The sequence below is a fragment of the Kribbella sp. NBC_00359 genome, assembly GCF_036097425.1.
Lineage (GTDB): Bacteria > Actinomycetota > Actinomycetes > Propionibacteriales > Kribbellaceae > Kribbella.
On the sequence record NZ_CP107975.1, the window covers coordinates 4,330,670 to 4,350,616 of the forward strand.

At 68.8% G+C, this 19,947-nt stretch carries 22 protein-coding genes; 17 read left to right on the top strand and 5 right to left on the bottom strand.

Translation table 11 applies throughout. The features are described from left to right. The first annotated feature begins 184 nt into the window (after positions 1-184). From OG876_RS21250 to OG876_RS21270, 5 genes are read left to right on the top strand one after another with little or no spacing between them, the layout of a single operon-like run. Positions 185-832, top strand: a complete 648-nt coding sequence (locus OG876_RS21250) for a 50S ribosomal protein L25/general stress protein Ctc (RefSeq protein WP_328526640.1) — start codon at positions 185-187, stop codon at positions 830-832. A gap of 46 nt (positions 833-878) precedes the next feature. Continuing rightward, positions 879-1,454: an aminoacyl-tRNA hydrolase gene (pth, locus tag OG876_RS21255; RefSeq protein ID WP_328526641.1), complete on the top strand. Its 576-nt coding sequence runs from the start codon at positions 879-881 to the stop codon at positions 1,452-1,454. Then, positions 1,451-5,077, top strand: a complete 3,627-nt coding sequence (gene mfd, locus OG876_RS21260; protein WP_328526642.1) for a transcription-repair coupling factor — start codon at positions 1,451-1,453, stop codon at positions 5,075-5,077. Before pth ends, mfd begins: the two co-directional genes overlap by 4 nt. A 28-nt stretch (positions 5,078-5,105) precedes the next feature. Next, entirely contained in the window at positions 5,106-5,732 is a 627-nt protein-coding gene (locus OG876_RS21265) for a hypothetical protein (protein ID WP_328526643.1), read from the top strand. A gap of 14 nt (positions 5,733-5,746) precedes the next feature. Next, entirely contained in the window at positions 5,747-6,748 is a 1,002-nt protein-coding gene (locus OG876_RS21270) for a MazG family protein (protein ID WP_328526644.1), read from the top strand. 1 nt (position 6,749) lies between these two features. On the opposite strand, the gene OG876_RS21275 is transcribed toward OG876_RS21270, so the two are convergent. Together OG876_RS21275 and OG876_RS21280 are read right to left on the bottom strand one after the other, a co-directional pair. Beyond that, positions 6,750-7,040: a transcriptional regulator gene (locus tag OG876_RS21275; protein WP_328526645.1), complete on the bottom strand. Its 291-nt coding sequence runs from the start codon at positions 7,038-7,040 to the stop codon at positions 6,750-6,752. Then, a complete protein-coding gene (locus OG876_RS21280; protein ID WP_328526646.1) occupies positions 7,037-7,498 on the bottom strand; it encodes a hypothetical protein in 462 nt (153 codons plus the stop codon). Before OG876_RS21280 ends, OG876_RS21275 begins: the two co-directional genes overlap by 4 nt. A 97-nt stretch (positions 7,499-7,595) precedes the next feature. Between OG876_RS21280 and OG876_RS21285 the strand changes: the two genes are divergently transcribed. Both OG876_RS21285 and OG876_RS21290 read left to right on the top strand, forming a co-directional pair. Next, entirely contained in the window at positions 7,596-8,453 is an 858-nt protein-coding gene (locus OG876_RS21285) for a phosphotransferase enzyme family protein (RefSeq protein WP_328526647.1), read from the top strand. A 2-nt stretch (positions 8,454-8,455) separates the two neighbouring features. Further along, a complete protein-coding gene (locus tag OG876_RS21290) occupies positions 8,456-8,947 on the top strand; it encodes an NUDIX domain-containing protein (protein ID WP_328526648.1) in 492 nt (163 codons plus the stop codon). Here OG876_RS21290 and OG876_RS21295 read toward each other — a convergent pair. Next, entirely contained in the window at positions 8,861-9,379 is a 519-nt protein-coding gene (locus tag OG876_RS21295; protein ID WP_328526649.1) for a hypothetical protein, read from the bottom strand. The two genes, OG876_RS21290 and OG876_RS21295, sit on opposite strands and share 87 nt — an antisense overlap. A 69-nt stretch (positions 9,380-9,448) precedes the next feature. On the opposite strand from OG876_RS21295, the gene OG876_RS21300 reads away from it, so the two are divergent. The 6 genes from OG876_RS21300 to OG876_RS21325 are packed head-to-tail and all read left to right on the top strand — an operon-like array spanning position 9,449 to position 14,146. Continuing rightward, a complete protein-coding gene (locus OG876_RS21300; RefSeq protein ID WP_328526650.1) occupies positions 9,449-10,291 on the top strand; it encodes a LysR family transcriptional regulator in 843 nt (280 codons plus the stop codon). Beyond that, positions 10,288-10,833 (top strand): RNA 2'-phosphotransferase, encoded by a 546-nt coding sequence (locus OG876_RS21305; RefSeq protein WP_328526651.1) that lies wholly within the window; start codon positions 10,288-10,290, stop codon positions 10,831-10,833. The genes OG876_RS21300 and OG876_RS21305 overlap by 4 nt, the downstream gene beginning before the upstream one ends. A 39-nt stretch (positions 10,834-10,872) precedes the next feature. Continuing rightward, complete coding sequence (eno, locus tag OG876_RS21310; RefSeq protein ID WP_328526652.1) at positions 10,873-12,153, top strand: phosphopyruvate hydratase; 1,281 nt, start codon at positions 10,873-10,875, stop codon at positions 12,151-12,153. A gap of 1 nt (position 12,154) precedes the next feature. Beyond that, positions 12,155-12,766: an FtsB family cell division protein gene (locus OG876_RS21315; protein ID WP_328526653.1), complete on the top strand. Its 612-nt coding sequence runs from the start codon at positions 12,155-12,157 to the stop codon at positions 12,764-12,766. Next, positions 12,763-13,245 (top strand): DUF501 domain-containing protein, encoded by a 483-nt coding sequence (locus OG876_RS21320; protein ID WP_328526654.1) that lies wholly within the window; start codon positions 12,763-12,765, stop codon positions 13,243-13,245. The genes OG876_RS21315 and OG876_RS21320 overlap by 4 nt, the downstream gene beginning before the upstream one ends. Continuing rightward, positions 13,238-14,146, top strand: a complete 909-nt coding sequence (locus tag OG876_RS21325; protein ID WP_328526655.1) for a Ppx/GppA phosphatase family protein — start codon at positions 13,238-13,240, stop codon at positions 14,144-14,146. The genes OG876_RS21320 and OG876_RS21325 overlap by 8 nt, the downstream gene beginning before the upstream one ends. 66 nt (positions 14,147-14,212) lie before the next feature. On the opposite strand, the gene OG876_RS21330 is transcribed toward OG876_RS21325, so the two are convergent. Continuing rightward, a complete protein-coding gene (locus OG876_RS21330; protein WP_328526656.1) occupies positions 14,213-14,788 on the bottom strand; it encodes a TetR/AcrR family transcriptional regulator in 576 nt (191 codons plus the stop codon). 130 nt (positions 14,789-14,918) lie between these two features. Here OG876_RS21330 and OG876_RS21335 point away from each other — a divergent pair, with 130 nt between their 5' ends. The 3 genes from OG876_RS21335 to OG876_RS21345 all read left to right on the top strand — a co-directional run bounded on the left by OG876_RS21335 (position 14,919) and on the right by OG876_RS21345 (position 17,999). Then, positions 14,919-16,343 carry an MFS transporter gene (locus tag OG876_RS21335; RefSeq protein ID WP_328526657.1) on the top strand — a complete coding sequence of 475 codons (1,425 nt, stop codon included), beginning with the start codon at positions 14,919-14,921 and terminating at the stop codon, positions 16,341-16,343. An 83-nt stretch (positions 16,344-16,426) separates the two neighbouring features. Continuing rightward, positions 16,427-17,257, top strand: coding sequence for a uracil-DNA glycosylase (locus OG876_RS21340; RefSeq protein WP_328526658.1), 831 nt, complete (start codon positions 16,427-16,429; stop codon positions 17,255-17,257). Positions 17,258-17,408: 151 nt separating this feature from the next. Then, positions 17,409-17,999, top strand: a complete 591-nt coding sequence (locus tag OG876_RS21345; RefSeq protein WP_328526659.1) for a DinB family protein — start codon at positions 17,409-17,411, stop codon at positions 17,997-17,999. A 37-nt stretch (positions 18,000-18,036) separates the two neighbouring features. On the opposite strand, the gene OG876_RS21350 is transcribed toward OG876_RS21345, so the two are convergent. Then, entirely contained in the window at positions 18,037-18,585 is a 549-nt protein-coding gene (locus tag OG876_RS21350) for an AAA family ATPase (protein ID WP_442914147.1), read from the bottom strand. 314 nt (positions 18,586-18,899) lie between these two features. On the opposite strand from OG876_RS21350, the gene OG876_RS21355 reads away from it, so the two are divergent. Beyond that, positions 18,900-19,913, top strand: coding sequence for a GNAT family N-acetyltransferase (locus tag OG876_RS21355; protein WP_328526661.1), 1,014 nt, complete (start codon positions 18,900-18,902; stop codon positions 19,911-19,913). Positions 19,914-19,947: the final 34 nt, after the last annotated feature.

Sequence of the window (19,947 nt, forward strand, 5' to 3'; positions counted from 1 at the left end):
TGGGTAGACTGTTTTGGTTGCCTCGGCGAGGGACGCCCCCCGAGAACTGTTGGGCGCGGCTCCGTGATCGACGCGGTGGTTCGTTGCCTGACGCCTTCTCCGGGGTCACAAAGCGCCCGCTGAGGCCGCAGCCGAGTTCCACCTAGTCAACAGATCACCGCAACGCACTTGAGGAGTTCATCTCGTGGCCGAGGTCAAGATCCAAGCCGAATCGCGTACGGAGTTCGGCAAGGGTGCTGCCCGCCGAATCCGCCGGGACAACAAGGTTCCCGCCGTCCTGTACGGCCACGGTAGTGACCCCGTGCACATCACGCTGCCCGGTCACGACACCATGCTGGCCCTGAAGACCGCCAACGCCCTGCTGCTGATCGAGGTCGAGGGCGGCGAGAGCCACCTCGCGCTGCCGAAGCAGGTCCAGCGCGACCCGATCAAGGGCTTCATCGAGCACGTCGACCTGGTCATGGTCCGGCGCGGTGAGAAGGTCCAGGTCGACATCGCCGTGCACCTCGAGGGCGAGGCCGTCAGCGACACCCTGGTCGTGCTGGAGAGCCCGTCCATCCTGGTCGAGGCCGAGGCGACCCACATTCCGGACGGCGTCACCGTCTCCATCGAGGGCCTCAACGTCGGCGCGCAGATCCACGCCTCCGACATCCAGCTGCCGACCGGGACCACGCTGGCGATCGAGCCGGAGACCCTGATCGTGAACATCACCGCGGCCCAGACCGCCGAGCAGGTCGAGGCCGAGCTGGCCGACGCCGAGGCCGAGGCCGGCATCGAGCGGGACGAGCCGCAGGCTCCGGCCGAGGAGCCGGTGGCCGCCACCGCCGAGTAGTCTGTCTGCGCCGCAGTACACAGACACAGCAGGAGGGCCGGGATCCGTGGCGGACGACGTGTGGTTGGTCGTCGGACTGGGGAATCCCGGCCCTTCCTATGCCCGCACCCGGCACAACATCGGCCATCTGGTGGCCGACGAGCTCGCGGCCCGGACCGGCGACAAGTGGAAGCAGCACAAGCAGGTCAAGGCCGAGGTGATCGAGACCCGGATCTCCGGGATCCGGACCGTGCTGGCCAAGCCCCGGTCGTACATGAACGAGTCCGGCGGCCCGGTGTCCGGGCTGCTGAAGTTCTTCAAGCTGGAGCCGGCCAACCTGCTCGTCGTCCATGACGAGCTCGACATCGACTTCGGCGTGCTGCGCTGCAAGTTCGGTGGCGGCGACAACGGGCACAACGGGCTCAAGTCACTACGGAAATCGCTTGGCACCGGTGAGTACTATCGAGTTCGGTTCGGTGTGGGTCGTCCGCCGGGCCGGCAGAACCCCGCCGACTTCGTCCTGAACGAGTTCTCCTCGACCGAGCGCAAGGACCTCCCTTTCGCGGTCGACCGGACCGCGGACGCGGTCGAGTCACTGCTCACCGACGGCCTCGACGCCACCCAAGGGAAGTACAACTCGTGAAACTGAGCGGTCTGGTCGACACCCTGATCACCGATCCGGTGGTGGCCGAGGCCGTTCGTGACGCCAAGGCCGACGGTGTCACGACCCTCGACCTGAGCGCACCGTCCCCGGTGCGCCCGGTCCTGCTCGCCGCGATCGCCTCCGAACAGCAGGGCGCCGGGCGCCCGGTCCTCGCGGTGACCGCGACCTTCCGCGAGGCCGAGGAGCTGACCGAGGCCTTGCAGTGCCTGGTCGAGCCCGGCACGGTCGCCTACTACCCCGCCTGGGAGACGCTCCCGCACGAGCGGCTCTCGCCCCGCTCCGACACGGTCGGTCGGCGTCTCGCCGTACTGCGTCGCCTCGCGCACCCGGATCCGTCGGACGAGACGACCGGGCCGATCAAGATCCTGGTCGCACCGGTGCGGTCCGTGCTGCAGCCGCAGGTCGCCGGCCTGGCCGACCTGAAGCCCGTGCAGTTGCACATCGGCGACACGGTCGAGCTGGAGGAGGTCGTCGAGGCACTGGCCGGTGCGGCATACCACCGGGTCGATCTGGTCGAGCGGCGCGGTGAGTTCGCAGTCCGTGGCGGCATCATCGACGTCTTCCCGCCGACCGAGGAGCACCCGCTGCGGGTCGACTTCTTCGGCGATGACGTGGAAGAGATCCGGTACTTCGCGGTCGCCGACCAGCGCTCGCTGGAGATCGCCGAGCACGGGCTGTGGGCGCCCCCGTGCCGCGAGCTGCTGCTGACCGACGAGGTCCGCGCGCGGGCCGCCGTACTGGCCAAGGAGCACCCTGAGCTGGCCGAGCTGTTCGAGAAGCTGGCCGAGGGGCACGCGGTCGAGGGCATGGAGTCGCTGGCACCCGTGCTCGTCGACGACATGGAGCTGCTGGTCGACCTGATGCCAGCCGGTACGCACGTCGTCGTCAGCGACCCCGAGCGGGTCCGGGCCCGGGCACACGATCTGGTCGCGACCAGCCAGGAGTTCCTGGAGGCGTCGTGGGCGGCGGCCGCCGGTGGTGGCGAGGCGCCGATCGACCTGGGTGCGGCGGCGTACATGTCGCTGGCCGACGTCCGGTCGCACGCCCTGGGCAAGGGCCTGGCCTGGTGGAGCCTGTCGCCGTTCACCGCGGCGCCCACCGATGTGCCGGAGCTGCGCGACTCGATGGGCGCGCGGGTCTCGTTCGACATCGACCCGGACGCCGGCGCGGTCCGGAGCCGCGCTATCGCCGCGCACGAGGTGGACCCGTACCGCGGTGAGACGGCGGCCGCGGTCGAGGACGTCCGCGGCTGGCTGCGGGACGGCTGGCGGGTCGTCTGCGTCACCGAGGGCCACGGTCCCGCGCAGCGCCTCGCGGAGGTGTTCTCCGAGGCCGAGCTGCCGGCCCGCGCGGTCGACGGGATCGACTCCGTGCCCGAGCCGGGCGTGGTGCTGATCTCGCAGGGCCAGCTGGACCACGGATTCATTGCCGACGGCATCAAGTTCGCGGTGCTCACCGAGAACGACCTGGCCGGCCAGCGATCGGCGGCCGAACGGCGTTCCCAGCAACGGATGCCGAGCCGGCGGAAGAAGGCGGTCGACCCGCTCGAGCTGCAGCCCGGCGACTACGTCGTGCACGAGCAGCACGGCGTGGGCCGGTACGCAGAGATGATGCAGCGCACCGTCGGCACGGGCGCTCAGAAGGCCACCCGCGAGTACGTCGTGATCGAGTTCGCCCCGAGCAAGCGGGGCCAACCCGGCGACCGGCTGTACGTGCCGACCGACCAGCTCGACCAGGTCACCCGGTACGTCGGTGGCGAGCAGCCAACGCTGGACAAGATGGGCGGCGGGGACTGGGCCAAGCGCAAGGGCCGCGCCCGCAAGGCGGTCCGGCAGATCGCCGGCGAGCTGATCAAGCTGTACGCCGCCCGCCAGGCGACCAAGGGCCACGCCTTCGCCAAGGACACCCCGTGGCAGGCCGAGCTGGAGGACGCGTTCCCCTTCGTGGAGACGCCGGACCAGCTGGCGACCATCGACGACGTGAAGCACGACATGGAACGTGTCATGCCGATGGACCGGATCGTGTGTGGTGACGTCGGCTACGGCAAGACGGAGATCGCCGTCCGGGCCGCCTTCAAGGCGGTGCAGGACGGTAAGCAGGTCGCCGTACTCGTGCCGACCACGCTGCTCGTGCAGCAGCACTACGCGACCTTCGCCGAGCGGTACGCCGCCTTCCCGGTGAACGTGGCGCCGCTGTCGCGGTTCCAGACCGACAAGGAGGCCAAGGCCACCATCGACGGCCTGGCCGACGGTTCGGTCGATGTGGTGATCGGGACGCACCGGCTGTTCAGTGGTGAGGTCGCGTTCAAGGACCTCGGGCTGGTCGTTGTCGACGAGGAGCAGCGGTTCGGCGTCGAGCACAAGGAGCAGCTGAAGCGGTTGCGGACGGCGGTCGACGTACTGACAATGTCCGCGACGCCGATCCCGCGGACCCTGGAGATGTCGATCACCGGGATCCGCGAGATGTCGACGATCGCCACGCCGCCGGAGGAGCGGCATCCGGTGCTGACGTTCGTCGGCGCCTACGAGGAGGGCCAGGTGACCGCCGCGATCCGGCGCGAGCTGCTGCGTGAGGGCCAGGTCTTCGTCGTCCACAACCGGGTGAACACGATCGAGAAGGCGGCCGCGCGGATCCGCCAGCTGGTCCCCGAGGCCCGGGTCAGCGTCGCGCACGGCCAGATGAACGAGCACACCCTCGAGAACGTCATCCAGGGCTTCTGGGAGAAGCAGTCCGACGTCATCGTGTGTACGACGATCGTCGAGTCCGGGATCGACATCTCGAACGCGAACACGATGATCGTGGAGCGCGCCGACCTGCTCGGCCTGTCCCAGCTGCACCAGCTCCGCGGCCGGGTCGGTCGCGGCCGGGAGCGCGCGTACGCGTACTTCTTCTTCCCGCCGGAGAAGCCGCTGACCGAGACCGCGCACGACCGGCTCGCCACGATCGCGCAGCACGCGGACCTGGGCGGCGGCATGGCGGTCGCGATGAAGGACCTGGAGATCCGCGGCGCCGGGAACCTGCTCGGCGGCGAGCAGTCCGGGCACATCGCCGACGTCGGCTTCGACCTGTACGTCCGGCTGGTCGGCGAGGCGGTCGCGGAGTACCGCGGCGACACCCAGGCCGAGGAGCCCGAGGTCAAGATCGAGCTGCCGATCGACGCGCACCTGCCGCACGACTACATCCCGTCGCAGCGGCTGCGGCTGGAGATGTACCAGCGGCTGGCCGCCGTCCGCGACGAGGACGGGATCGCCGAGCTGGTCGAGGAGTTGCACGACCGGTACGGCGACATCCCGCAGCCGGTGCTGAACCTGGTCGAGGTGGCGAAGTTCCGCAACCACGCCCGCCGGGCCGGTCTGCACGACGTCACGCTGCAGGGCAACCTGATCCGGTTCGGGCCGGTCGAACTACCCGATTCGAAGGTGCTGCGGCTGAACAGGCTGTACCCGAAGAGTCTGGTCAAGCCGCAACTGCGTACGATCCTGGTGCCGAGACCTGCCACCCGGCCGGTCGCCGGTCAGCCGCTTCGCGACCAGGAGCTGCTGCAGTGGTGCGCCCGGTTGATCGACGACGTCATCGCCGAACCGATCGGGGTCCCGGCGTGAACCTGTACGGAAGACACGAGGAGATTCGGTGAGCACATCGCGACGGCTTGGGGCGATCGGGGCGGCAGTGGCCATGGTGCTGCTGGCCGGTGGCTGCGCGGCGGGGACGCACCCGGGCGCGGCGGCCATGGTCGGGAACACCGAGATCAGCGTCGGCGACGTCGACAAGACCTCACGCGCGGTCACCACGGCCCTCGGCCAGGACTTCGCCACCAGCGTGACGCTGAGTGAGCTCGTGAACAACGCGCTGGTCGCGCAGGTCGGCGAGCAGAAGGGCATCACGGTCTCCGACGCGGAGACCGCCGAGGCCGCGAAGCTCGTGGTCAGCGACGAGGCGTCGTACCAGAAGTTCCAGGAGAACGAACTCACCCGCGACTTCCTGAACCAGGTCGCCGCGGCCGCCGTCACCACGATCAAGCTCGGCGGTGGCACCGGCGTCAACGACCCGCAGGCGCAGCAGAAGCAGCAGGCCGGCATCGCCGCCGTCAAGGACGCGTCGAAGGACATCAAGGTCAGCATCGCGCCGCGCTTCGGCCAGTGGACCGACGGCGCCATCGACGGCAAGGTCTCCGGCTCGCTGTCGGAAGAGTCCGACCAGGCCAAGGCCAAGCGCGAGGCCGCCGAGGCTCAGCAGCAGCAACAGGGCCAGGGCTGAGACCGCTGAGCCCGGTGACGCACGACGGCCGTCCCACCTCGGGGCAGGGCATCAAGGTCGTCCTGACCAGCCCCCGGGTGGCGCCGGGCCTGCTCACCCGCGCCGCCTGGCAGGCGTTCGCGGACGCCGATGAGATCGGCGCCGCGTCCGGCCCGTCCCGCTCGGACGTCCAGGCCCTCATCGGCTCCGGCCTCCCCGTCACCCAGGTCGAGGGCTCGGTCGCCGAGCACTGGACCTGGCTCTCCACCGCGGCCGCCGCAGGCCGCCGGATCGCCTGGCTCGTCGCCGACGACGGCGAACCAGCCCTCCTCCGGGTGGTCGCCGACCAGCTGAACCGGGACCCGCGACCGCCCTTCGAGGTCGAGATCCTGCACGGCTCGTACGACGTACCAGGCGCCCGCCTGATCGATCTCGTCCGCGTCATGGACCGCCTCCGCCGCAACTGCCCGTGGGACCAGGAACAGACCCACGAGAGCCTCGCGAAGTACCTCCTCGAGGAAACCTACGAAACCCTCGAAGCCATCGACACCGGCGACCGAGCCCACCTCCGCGAAGAACTCGGCGACCTCATGTTGCAGGTCGCCTTCCACTCCCGCATCGCCGAGGAGAACCCGGACGAGGGCTTCACGATCGACGACGTCGCCGCAGACATCGTCGAAAAACTCATCCGCCGCCACCCCCACGTCTTCGGCACTGTCGACGCAGCCGACGCGGCGGCCGTCGAAGCCAACTGGGAGACCATCAAGGCGGCGGAGAAGCAGCGCTCATCTGTTCTTGAAGGCATCCCGCTGGCCCTGCCCGCCCTAGCCCTCGCCGACAAGATGCTCGGCCGCGCCGCCAAGGTCCTGCCTGCCGAGGAGTCGCCGGCGGAGCCCAGCACCGAGGCCGAGCGCATCGGTACGGAACTGCTGGCCTTGGTCCGAGAGGCCCGCTCCCACGACGTCGACGCCGAACAGGCACTCCGGGCCACGATCCAGCAGTTGGCCGCGGAGATCCGCGCGGCCGAGGCGTCCTGAGCTACGGCGGTCCGTCGAGCAGGGCCCGCAACGCGTCCCGGTGGGCGACGTACGCCTGCTCGCCCGGCTTCGTGAGCTTGTACGTCGTCGTGGCGCCGCGGCCGCGGCCGTTCTTCGTGGCCGACACGTAGCCGGCCGCCTCCAGCGCTGACATGTGCTTCGACAGATCTGAGTCGCTCACCTGGAGGTAGTCCTTCAGGAACCGGAACGACGCCGTCGGCGAGTTCGCCAGTACCGCCATCGCCGCCAGTCGCTTGGGAGCGTGGATGACCGGGTCGATCCCGTCGATCACCCGAGTCGTTCCCGGACCTCGGCCGCCGCCACGGCGTACCGGCGTTCGTAGTACCAGAGCGCGGCCGTCACTAGCACGAACGCGGTACCCGCTCCGGCCGGTACGCCGCCCAGCCACCAGGCCAGCGCGATGAGCGCCACGACGACCGGTACCGCCACGAAGAACCGGACCCAGATCGCTCCGATCTCCCGTGGGGGTGTGCCGTGGCCCGGCATCGGCATGGCGCCGTGCCGCCGCCGCATCCACGTGATGAACCAGAACTCGAGCGCCACGAGCGCAACCAGCGACCCGAGGAAGAGCGCGGCGCTGACCCGCCACCAGGTGAAGGCTCCGATCAGCGCAGCCGTCCACAGCCCGACGGCCGGCGCGTACCACCCCGGTGTCTTCGGATACTTCACGTACGGCGCGGCCTCGGCCCGCTCGAGCACGCGCGACAGCTCCTCGGCATCACTTTCCACACCGGAAAGTTAGCCGATCACTTTCCACTTTCGCAAGGAGAAAGTTCTCGGGGAAAACCATGTGTGTGCGACCGCCCGCGCTGGCAGGGTGTGCGGGGTGGATGTCGCTGCGGTGTTGCTCGAGCGGTGGGAGCTGAAGCCGGTACGGCTGGAAGTGCTGACCGGCGGGATGAACTCGGCCGCCTGGCTCGCCGCCGCGGATGGGTGGCAGGTCGTCGTCAAGTCGGTGGATGCCGGGGACGGGGCGTTCGAGCCCGGACTGAGGCTGGCGGCCCGACTCGGCGATGCCGGCCTGATCACCGGCCGCCCGCGACCGAGCATCCAGGGGCGGCTCGTCGAGCAGGTCGAGGACCGGCAGGTCGGGGTGCTGGAGTACGTCGGCGGGGTGCCACTGATTGGGATGGTTGAGGATCAACGGGCCGTCGGGGAGCTGCTCGGGCGGGTGCACAAGGTATCGGCCGCTGAGCCGGGCAACCTCGCCGACTGGCTCCACCTGATCACCCAGTTCGACCAGTACCTGGACCTGGAGGACTGGATCCGGCCAGCTGTCCAGAGCGCACTCGACGCCGCAAACGCACTCGACGACATCTCGTGGGCATGGCTGCACGGCGATCCCGCCGCGGAAGCGTTCTTCCGGCAGTCCGACGGTCAGGTGGCGCTGATCGACTGGGGCAGCGCCATGCACGGCCCAGTCCTGTACGACGTCGCGTCGGCCGTCATGTACGCCGGCGGCCGCCCGGATCACGTCCTACCGGCGTACCTCGACCAGCGCCCCGAGCTCGCGGCTGAGATCGGCGCCGGCCTCGACGCCTTCCTCCGGGTCCGTTGGGCTGTGCAGGCTGGGTACTTCGCCTGGCGCTGCGCGAGTGACGTTCGTACCGGTATCGACCACCCGGCGGAAAACCGCAAAGGGCTCGCCGACGCTTGCCACGCCTTCGCCGCCGCGGAGCACTGAGCGTGGACAACGGTTGGGCGGGTTCGGCCGCGGATGTTGCCTGGACAGCGCCGGCTGGCAGCTTCAAGCTCCGCGCCGGGGCGATCGTTCGCGACGGCGACCGGATCCTGTTGTGCACGACCGGCGGAGTGGACGGCTGGTACCTGCCGGGTGGGAAGGTCGAGTTCGGCGAGACCGCGGCGGCCGCCGTCGTCCGAGAACTGCGCGAGGAGCTGCAGCTCGAGCTGACCATCGGTGACCTGCGGCTGGTCACCGAGGACCTGGTCACCTTCAACGGCACGCTCTACCAGGAGGTCTGCTTCTATTACGCGGTGCCCTGGCCGGCCCCGGGCCAGGCGCTGCAGAACCCTGCCGACGAACACACCTTCCGCTGGGTCCAGCTCACCGACCTGCCAGGCATCCAGCTCCTACCCCCGCAGCTCGGTCCGTACCTTTTGGAGAACCCGATCGGTCTCCGCCACCTGGCCATCGACCGGCGAAGTCCGGCCTCGTAGGTCCCGCAGGATCGCGGCCTCGGTCGCTACCCAGTTCTCGAACAGGTAGCGATGCGGCACCACCGGTGTGATTGCCGCGATGACATCCGGCTTGTCGTCCACGAAATGGGTGATGCCCAGGTCGGTGCAGTGGATCGCCTTCTCCGGCCGCTGCAGGCAGAACCGGACGTTGCCCTCGGCAATCCCGGTCACTTCGAAGAAGCGATGATGCCGCAACCATTCCACCGACCGCCGCTGCACCCGCGGCCCACACTTCGACACCAACCAGGCCTCCTCGAACAACGGCACAAGTCGTGCGATCGCCGCGAAAGCGCCCGGTACAGCGGGAGTCCGCAGCATCGCCGCAGTGTCGCCGGAGAAGAACGAGGTGTCGCCGGACCCCGAGGACCCGTCGATGATCACCCGGCCGATGTCGATTCCCAGTCTGTTCATGTCTCCAGGCTGATGGCTGGAGTGCTTGAGCAGAACTATCGATGTATCGACAAGCTATAGTTTCTGTCAATGGAACTGGTGGCGGAGGATCTCGCGGCGTTCGCCGCCTTCGCGCAGCACCGGAACTTCACCCGGGCCGCGGCGGAGCTGCACGTCAGCCAGCCCGCTCTGCACACCCGCATCCGCAAGCTGGAAAGCCGCCTCGGTGCCCGGCTCTACCTGAAGCACGGCCGGCAACTCCAGCTGACCGAGGCCGGTGAACGACTGGCCGCCTTCGCCAACGAAACGAAGGACCGCGCGGCCGACTTCCTGGGCTCGCTCGATGCCGCCCCGCCGCGACCGCTGGTGCTGATGGCCGGTTCCGGCGCGTACCTGTATCTGCTCGCCGACCCGATCCGGCGCTTCCTGGCCAAGAGGCACGAGCTCCGCCTCCTCACGGGCGACGCGAGCCGGACTCTCGACGCGGTCCGGGACGGGACCGTCGACGTGGGTGTCACCGCGCTCGGCATCCCGCCGGACGATCTCGACTGCGAGCTGATCGGGCAGTTCCCGCAGACGTTGATCACCCGCGCCGACCATCGGCTCGCGGATCGGCGCAGCGTGCGGTTGAAGGACCTGCAGGACGAGTCGCTCGTCGTACCGCCGAAAGGCCGGCCGCATCGGGACCAGCTGGAGCGGAGCCTGCTCGACCAGGGGATCCGGTGGTCCGTCGCGGTCGAGGCCGAGGGGTGGGAACTGCTGGTGCAGTTCGTCCGTCTGGGGATAGGACCGGCGGTTGTGAACGGGTCCGTGCGTACGACGGCCGCCGTACGGCGGATCCCGGTCAAGGATCTGCCGCCGGTTCGGTACTACGTCGTGACGCGAGCGGATCGCGGTGACCGGGTGGGCGAGCTGAAGGGGATGCTGGTGTGAGCAGGGACAGCCGGCGGATCTCCAGGCTGCTCAGGCATACAGCAGGTGAGCGTGGGCTCACCATGAGTGCGGACGGCTGGGCGGCGATCGCCGACGTACTGGCCGAGCTTCGGATGAAGCCGGCCGACCTCGCGACCGCGGTCGAGGACAACGACAAGCAGCGGCTGCAGGTGGACGGCGATCGGATCCGCGCGTGTCAGGGCCATTCGCTCGACGGGATGCCGGTGACGCGTGAAGCCTTGGAGAACAGTTGGGAACGGGTGTACCCGGATCACCTGCTCTGGCACGGGACCAACTGGGCTGCCCTGCCGGCGATCCGGCGTGAAGGCTTACGGCCGGGACGGCGTACGCACGTCCATCTGGCGCCGTCCGAGGACAGCCCGGTCGGCCGGCGTACGGCGGTAGAAGTCTTACTGGCGGTGGATTCCGGCAACTTGGCGGTCTTTCTGGCGCCCAACGGGGTGTTGCTGACGCGGGAGGTACCCGCGGATGCGATCGTTAGGGCCGACGCGGTCCACCCTGCCCGCTGGTCTGGCCAGTAGGCTCGGGACCGATTCGTCATCGAGAACTTGGGAGTCAATGTGGCCACCATCGAGGCCGTCGGCGCCCGCGAGATCCTCGACTCGCGCGGCAACCCCACTGTCGAGGTCGAGGTTCTGCTCGACGACGACACCGTCGCCCGGGCGGCCGTGCCCTCGGGCGCGTCCACCGGCCAGTTCGAGGCCGTCGAACTGCGCGACGGCGACAAGGCCCGGTACGGCGGCAAGGGCGTCCAGAAGGCGATCACCGCGATCCTGGAGGACATCGACAAGGAGATCGTCGGGTACGACGTCCACGAGCAGCGGCTGATCGACCAGGCCCTGATCGACCTCGACGGCACCCCCAACAAGGCCAAGCTCGGCGCGAACGCCATCCTCGGCGTCAGCCTGGCGGTGGCGAAGGCGGCCGCGGACAGCGCCGGCCTGCCGCTGTTCCGCTACGTCGGCGGCCCGAACGCGCACGTCCTGCCGGTGCCGATGATGAACATCCTGAACGGCGGCGCGCACGCGGACAGCAACGTCGACGTCCAGGAGTTCATGGTCGCCCCGATCGGCGCGGCGACGTACGGCGAGGCCCTGATGCAGGGCGCCGGCGTCTACCACGCGCTGAAGGCTGTGCTGAAGGAGCGCGGCCTGTCCACCGGCCTCGGCGACGAGGGCGGCTTCGCGCCGAACCTGGCCAGCAACCGCGAGGCGCTCGACCTGATCCTGGTCGCGATCGAGAAGGCCGGCCTGCAGCCGGGCAAGGACATCGCCCTGGCGATGGACGTGGCCGCGAGCGAGTTCCACACCGACGGCGTCTACGCGTTCGAGGGCGGCAAGAAGTCGGCCGACGAGATGATCGCGTACTACGCCGACCTGGTGTCGTCGTACCCGATCGTCTCGATCGAGGACCCGCTGAACGAGGAGGACTGGTCCGGCTGGATCAACCTGTCCGGTCAGCTCGGTGACAAGATCCAGATCGTCGGCGACGACCTGTTCGTCACCAACGTCGAGCGGCTGCAGCGCGGCATCACCGAGAAGGCGGCGAACAGCCTGCTGGTGAAGGTGAACCAGATCGGCTCGCTGACCGAGACCCTGGACGCGGTCGACCTGGCCCACCGCAGCGGCTTCACCTGCATGATGAGCCACCGCTCCGGCGAGACCGAGGACACCACGATCGCCGACCTCGCGGTCGCGACGAACTGCGGCCAGATCAAGTCCGGCGCCCCGGCCCGGTCCGACCGGACCGCGAAGTACAACCAGCTGCTCCGGATCGAGGAGGAGCTGGACGACGCGGCGACGTACGCCGGTCGCTCGGCCTTCCCGCGGTTCCAGGGCTGAGATGCCGTCGTCCCGCCGGGAATCCGGTGCACGCCCCGGCTCGCGTCCGTCGAGCCGGACCCAGTCGCGTCCACCGGCCCGCCGGGGCGACCAGCCCAAACGCCGTACGACGGGGACCCCGGCCGGCCCGGTCCGGACCCGGGGCTCCCGCAACCTCACCGGCCGGGCGGCCGTCGTACTGCTCGTGCTCGGTGCGCTGATCGTGTCGTATGCGCAGAGCCTGCGGGTGTGGTTCGACCAGCACCAGCAGGTCACCGCCCTGCAGCAGGAGATCCGGGACCGGGAGAAGCGGGTCAACGAGCTGAACGACGAGATCGCCCGCTGGGACGACGACGCGTTCGTGAAGGCGCAGGCGCGGCAGCGGCTCGGCTGGGTGATGCCGGGCGAGGTCGGCTACCGCGTGATCGGCGCGGACGGCAAGCCGCTGGGTGCGCCGCCCGAGCCTTCGGCACCGACGGACGGTACGACGGACCCGCAGAAGCCGACCTGGTACACGAAGCTGTGGGGGAGCGTCGAGGGAGCGGGCAACCCGCCGGCCCCGGCGACGACGCCGACTCCGGCCAAACCGACCCCGAAGCCGATCATCACGCCGTCACCGAAGGCGACCCGGTGAGCGTCGGTCCCGCGGACGAAGAAGCGGTCAGCAAGCAGTTGGGCCGGACTGCTCGGGGCATCCGCTCCATCGCGCACCGCTGCAACTGCGGCCTGCCGGATGTGGTGGAGACCGAGCCGCGACTGCCGGACGGTACGCCGTTCCCGACCACGTACTACGTGACCTGCCCGCGACTCGCGTCCGCGATCGGTACGCTCGAGGCCGAGGGCATGATGAAGGAAATGACCGACCGTCTGGGCAGCGATCCGGACCTGGCCGCGCGCTATCAGGCGGCCCACGAGTCCTACCTGGCCCACCGGGAGTCCATCCAGCACGTCGAGGAGATCGCCGGCATCACCGCCGGCGGCATGCCCAACCGCGTGAAGTGCCTGCACGTGCTGGTCGGTCACTCGCTCGCGGCCGGCCCCGGGGTCAATCCGCTGGGCGACGAGGCATTGGAAGCCCTGGAGGACTGGGGCCGCCGAGGTCCGTGTGTCTGAACGGGTTGCGGCCGTCGACTGCGGGACCAACTCGATCCGCTTGCTGATTGCCGACCTGGTCGACGGTCACCTCGTCGAGGTCGATCGGCGGATGACGATCGTCCGCCTCGGCCAAGGCGTTGATGCCGGCGGATCCTTCGCTCCGGAAGCGCTGGAGCGCGTCTTCACAGCATCTGACGACTTCGCCGCCGTGATCCGCGCGGCCGGCGTCGCGCGGACGCGGTTCGTGGCGACCTCGGCGGCTCGGGACGTGAGCAACCGGGACGAGTTCTTCGCCGGCATCCGCGAGCGGTTCGGCGTGGAGCCGGAGATCATCTCGGGTGCGGAGGAGGCCGAGCTCAGCTTCCACGGCGCCACGGCATCGCTCGGTCTCCCCGGGCCCTACCTCGTCGCGGACATCGGTGGCGGCTCGACCGAACTCGTCCTGGGCGACGCCGGCGGCGTGATCGCGGCGGAGTCGCTCGACATCGGTTCGGTGCGGTTGACCGAGCGGCATGTCAGATCAGACCCCACGACGCCCGACGAGCTCGACGCCATCGCCAAGGACGCGGACGCACTCCTGGACACGACCACAGTCCCGCTCGGGGATGCCCGGGCGCTGATCGGGGTCGGCGGGACGGTCACCACCGTCGCGGCGGTCGCTCTCGGGCTTCCGGAGTACGACCGGGCCGCGGTCCACCACGCACGACTCGCCCGCGCTGACCTTCGCGCCGCGACCACCTGGTTGACGAACTCCAGTAGCGCTGAGCGTTCCGCCGTACCCACCATCCATCCCGGACGCGTGGATGTGATCGGCGCCGGAGCGCTCATCCTGCAGCGGCTGTTCGACCGGATGACGGTCGGCGAGGTGATCGTGTCCGAGCACGACATCCTGGATGGTGTCGCACTCTCGCTCGGCTGACCGGGCCCTGTGCTCCGATCATTGATTCTGCCGCCGGCCTACACGGGCGGCGTCGCGCCGTCGTGATCAGCGGGCGCGGACGCCGTCGAGGGCGATATCGAGCACCCGGGCGCGCTGGTCGTCGTCCACGAAGCCGGCCGCGGTCAGTCCGCTGACCATCCGCAGCAGGTCGTCGAAGCTGACGTCCTTGCGCGCGTCGCCCGCCTCCTGCGCGCGCTCGAACAGCGGGGTGCCGGCGGCGTACATCGCCTCCCGCGCGGTCTTGAACCGGTCCGAGTCGCGGTTGAGCGACTCCCAGATCGCGCGCTTGGTCGCGGCGTACTGGACGAAGCGGCGCAGCCAGGTGGTCAGGGCCTCCCACGGCGGCAGGTCGGCGACGTCCTCGGCCGCTTGGCAGAGCTCCTCGATCTCACCGAAGTACACGGCGTTGAAGAGGTCCTGCCGGGTCGGGAAGTTGCGGTACAGCGTGCCGATTCCGACGCCGGCCTGGCGGGCGATGTCCTCCAGCGACGCGTCGGCTCCCTTGCCGGCGAACGCGTCCCGCGCAGCGCCAAGCAACGCGTCGAAGTTCCGGCGCGCATCGGCCCGCGTCGGCCGCCGTACGTCCACCTGCAACGCCGGCCTGGTCTGCTCATTCACCACGCGTTCACCCTAACCAGTTGAAACCGGAGGCATGCCTCCGTTATAGTGGAGGCATACCTCGACTTTACCAGGCCGGGGAACTTCTGCGCTTTAGTCCGGCGCGCACACATCCCTCTCGAAGGACTTTCGCATGCCTGGAAACACAACCTCTCCGCGACTGACGCTGGCTGTGCTGGCCACGGTCGTGGCCTCGTTCTCGATGTTGCAGTCGCTGGTGAGCCCGGCGCTGCCCGTCATTCAGCATGACCTGCACACGACTCCGAGCACCGTCACCTGGGTGTTCACCGCGCTGCTCCTGTCGGTCTCGGTGGCGACCCCACTCCTCGGCCGGATCGGCGACATGCGTGGCAAGGAGCGCACGCTGCTGATCGCGCTGATCGCACTCGCGGTCGGCTGTCTGATCGCCGCACTGGCCCCGAACATCGCCGTACTGATCGGAGCCCGCGTGCTGCAAGGTGTCGGCGGAGCGGTGTTCCCGCTGTCGTTCGGCATCATCCGGGACGAGTTCCCGTCCGAGCGGGTGCCGTCCGTGGTCGGCGTGGTGTCGGCGATCATCGCCGCCGGTGGCGGTCTCGGCATCGTCCTGGCCGGCCCGATCGTGCAGTCGCTCGGGTGGCGCTGGCTGTTCTGGATCCCGATGGTCGTGATCTCGGTGGCCGCGGTGATGGTCCGCCGCTACGTCCCCGAGTCGCCGAACCGGGTGCCCGGCTGGATCGACTGGCTGGCCGCCACATTGCTGTCCGGCTGGCTGGTTGCGCTGCTGTTGCCGCTGAGCGCGGGCCGGTCCTGGGGCTGGGGTTCATTGTTGACAATCGGATTGTTCGCGGCTGCCGTCGTACTGCTGATTGCCTGGATCACCGTGGAACTGCGGTCGCGGAACCCGCTGATCGACATGCGGATGATGCGGCTGCCGGCGGTCTGGACGACGAACCTGGTGGCGCTGCTGTTCGGCGCGGCGATGTTCGCGGTGTACGCGTTCGTGCCGCAGTTCCTGCAGATCCCGAAGGCTGCCGGGTTCGGTTTCGGCTCGAGTGTCACGCAGGCCGGTCTGTTGATGCTGCCGATGCTGGTCACGATGGCCATCACCGGTTCGCTCAGTGGGCCGATGGCGCCGCGATTCCACGTGAAGGCCCAAGTGGTCTGGGGATCCGCGTTGATTCTGGTCGCGGCGCTGGCGTTCGCGGAGTTCCACGACCAGCCGTGGCAGGTCGCGCTGTCGACCGCGCTGTTCGGCGTCGGGCTCGGGCTTGCGTACGCCTCGATGACCAGCCTGATCGTTCAGAGCGTCCCGCGTGAGCAGACCGGCGTCGCCACCGGCATGAACGCCAACATCCGCACGATCGGCGGCTCGATCGGCACAGCCCTCGCCAGCTCGATCATCACCGGCCACCTGCAGCCCAACGGCCTCCCTGCCGAATCCGGCTTCACCGACACCTTCCTTCTCCTCTCCACCTTCGCCGCAGCCGCCGTCCTCCTCGCCCTGGCCATCCCCACCATCCGCCACCCGCGCCGCCCCGCCATCGCGGAACCGGCGCTCGAGGAACTGGTCGGCTAGCCCGATTTCCGGAAAGAGGCTGTCACGAGGTGGCAGCCTCTTTTCCGGAGATCCGCGATGACTCGACTGACTAGGCTGATGCAATGAAGTTGCCGCATCCGTTGACGGGGGAGTTGTTCGAGAGTCCGGTGCCGCCGGGGAGCGGTTGGCCGGAGGATCCCGCCGTACGACGTACTCCGGTGGCCGAGGATGCTTCCGGGGTGCTGCGGTTGGCGGCGACCGGAGAGTTGCGGCAGCTGGAGGCGCGCGTGTCCGTCTGCCGCGCCTGTCCGCGTCTTGTCGAGTGGCGGGAAGACGTTGCCGTCAGCAAGCGAAAGTCCTTCGCCGACCAGCCGTACTGGGGCCGCCCGATCGCGGGCTGGGGTGCCGCCGAGCCCCGGATCCTGATCGCCGGCCTCGCCCCAGCGGCCAACGGCGGCAACCGCACCGGCCGCGTCTTCACCGGCGACCGCTCCGGCGACTGGCTCTTCGCCGCCCTCCATCGCGTCGGCCTGGCCAACCAGCCCACCAGCGAACACGCCGGCGACGGCCTCCAGCTGATCGGCACCCGCATGATCGCCGCCGTCCGCTGCGCCCCACCCGCCAACAAACCCACCCCCGAGGAGCGCGACACCTGCGCCCCCTGGTTCCGCCGCGAACTCGAGCTGGTCCTCCCCACCACCCAAGCCATCATCTGCCTCGGCAAATTCGGCTACGACGCCCTCCTCACCGCCCTGACCACAGTAGGAGGCACCGTCCCCAAACCCCGCCCGCCGTTCGGCCACGCTGTAGAGCACCCCATCGAAACGCCGTACGGCGACGTCACCGTCCTAGGCTGCTACCACCCCAGCCAGCAAAACACCTTCACCGGCAAACTCACCGAGTCAATGCTCGACACAGTCCTCACCCGCGCGAAGTCGATCGCCGGCCTTTGACGGTTGAACCATCTGACCGGTGCCTCACCGAAGCGATCAACACCGGCAACTGACAGGCCACACCGCCGCCGGTTGTCGGGGACCGGCGGCGGTGCCATCTCCACAAAGAGGCGGTTGATCCCACCAGGAGCGAGTGGCAGGGTCCTGTTCCATGATCGATGACTTCGCGAAGGCATATCTGCACGATTACCTGCAACATATCCGCGAGGCGATGCTCGCCAAGGTCGACGGGCTCTCCGAGTACGACGCCCGCCGCCCGCTGACCACGACCGGTACCAACCTCCTGGGCTTGATCAAGCACCTGGCGACCTGGGAAGCCAGGTACTTCGGCGAGGTCTTCGATCGTCCCTTCCCCGAACCCTTGCCCCGCTGGGATGTCGAGGCCGAGCGACTCGCCGACATGTGGGCGACCGAGCACGAGTCCCGCAGCAACATCATCGACCGATACCGGCGAGTGTGGGAGCACAGCGACGCGACGATCAAAGCCCTCGCCATCGATGCCCCTGGCAACGTGGCGTGGTGGCCGCGCTCCGAGGTGAAACTGTTCGACATCCTGGTCCACATGCTCGCCGAGACCAGTCGGCACGCCGGCCATGCCGACATCCTTCGCGAAGGACTCGACGGAGCGGTGGGAACAGACGCGGAGAGCATGGCCGAGCAAAGGCACGACGCGGCCTTCTGGGCGGACCAGTGCGCAAAGATCGAGCAGGCCGCCCGAGCAGCCGACCCAGCCAACGCCTGACGGGTTACGCGTCAGCGACCGGTCAGTCCTCCCGCAGTCAGTTCACGAGGGCACGGCGGCTTGCTTCGCGGATGATGCGATCGGCAGTTTGATCGGGGGTCAGGGCCGCGGTGTCGAACCACCAGCCGACATCGCCAAACTCGCGCTTCATGTCGGCGTCGAGGGTTTCGTAGCCGTCGAAGTCGAACCGCTCACGCGGATCCCTGATGGTGTTGCGGTATTGACAAACGTCGATGCCCGGCGCGAGGACAACGAACAAGACCCGAGTCGCGAGGAGATCAAGGAAGAAGTCCAGCTTCTCGCGTGACGGCACCATCGCATCGATCAAGGGCGTGAAACCGGCATCGGAGAAGTTGTTCGCCAGCGCACACAGATTCCGGTGCAACAGCTCCACCTGCCGCGCTGCTTCATCGGCCGGCTCGCCCAGGGCCCACACGAAACCGCTGACAATCATCCGATTCAGCTCGTCCCCGTCGAGCCGAGCGGAACGCGCCAACCGCTGAGCAACCAGCCTCGTCACAGTCGACTTCCCGGCCCCAGGCATCCCCGTCACAAGCAAGCAGTCCGAGACCCCAACACCACTCATGCCCGAAATCGTGTCAGCGCGCCCGCAGCCCGGCAATCACATTTCCCAGACGCCTTCAAGGGAACGGCAAGCACGCGACACGCCAGATCGATGACCTGTCCGGGGTTGTTCGTCACGGGTCCCGCCGCGCTTGTCTTGTGCCTGCTGCCTCTCTGCGAACGAAGGCGGATCGGGGCGATCAGCAACTACCGATGCAACACCGCCGCCACCCTCACTACCGCTCCTCCGCTCGGTTCCCCTGAACTCGCGCGATCCCGCCGTGGCGACTCCATATTTGATTCCGGACATGTCGCATCGCGTTTAGTCTGGGGGCTGTGCGAATTCCCGGTGTTGGTGTCGGCGTTCTGCGGCCTGATGTCGACGACGTACGGCTTGCGGCATGGAGCGACGTGGTTCGTACGGTGGGTGCGATCGAGCGCGGAGAATACGCACCCGCACCTGCTCAGTCCTGTGAGCGTCTTCGGGAACAGCTCTCCGACCCGAGGACGACCCGGTGGGCAGGCTACCTCGACGGGACGGTGACCGGTGCCGCGGAGGTCCGCCCCGCCGGCGAGCCGAAGACGGCGTTCACGCGGATCTACGTCCTACCCGACATGCGTGGTCAGGGCGTCGGTCGTTCGCTTCTCACTGAAGTGGCCCGTGACCAGCGGGCTGCGGGTATGGAGATACTCGCCACCACAGTCCTCGCAGACACACCCGGCGCGAGATACGCCCTCCACCTGGGCGCCACGGTCGGAGACGAACTCGTCATCAACGTGCTCGACCTCGCGAATCTCGACCGGGCCGCCCTTCAGCGGACCGTCACAGCTGACCATGACGGTTATCACCTGGTGCACTGGTCTGGCCGCACGCCGGATTTCCTGGTCGACTCCTATGCCGTGGCAAAGCGCGCGATCGCCGACGCGCCCAACAGCCATCCGCCGCCGGGCGCCGTTGCCGTGTGGGACCGCGACCTCGTACGCCAGAGTGAACGTGAACGCGCCGGCCGCGGTGCCGAGCTATGGGTCACCGCCGCCGTTGTCGCCGGTACGTCCACGGTGGCGGCATTCACCGCGGTGGAGGTTGGCGCCTCCAGCGTCGACGCGGCCCAGGAGGACACCGCCGTTATAGGTGAGCACCGGCGACGCGGACTGGCGACCTGGGTAAAGGCGGCCATGGCCCTCCGCCTCGCGGAAGAGTTGCCGAACCTCCGTCGCCTCTCCAGCACCACCGCAGTCGCCAACATCGGGATGCGGGCCGTCAACGCACGGACAGGCTTCCACGAGCCAACCCGACGACTCCTCGTCACAATCGACATCGCCGCCCTGTCAGAGCGACTCAACCTCTGACCGGCGCGGTGCCAGGTAGCCGGCGTCTCCGTGT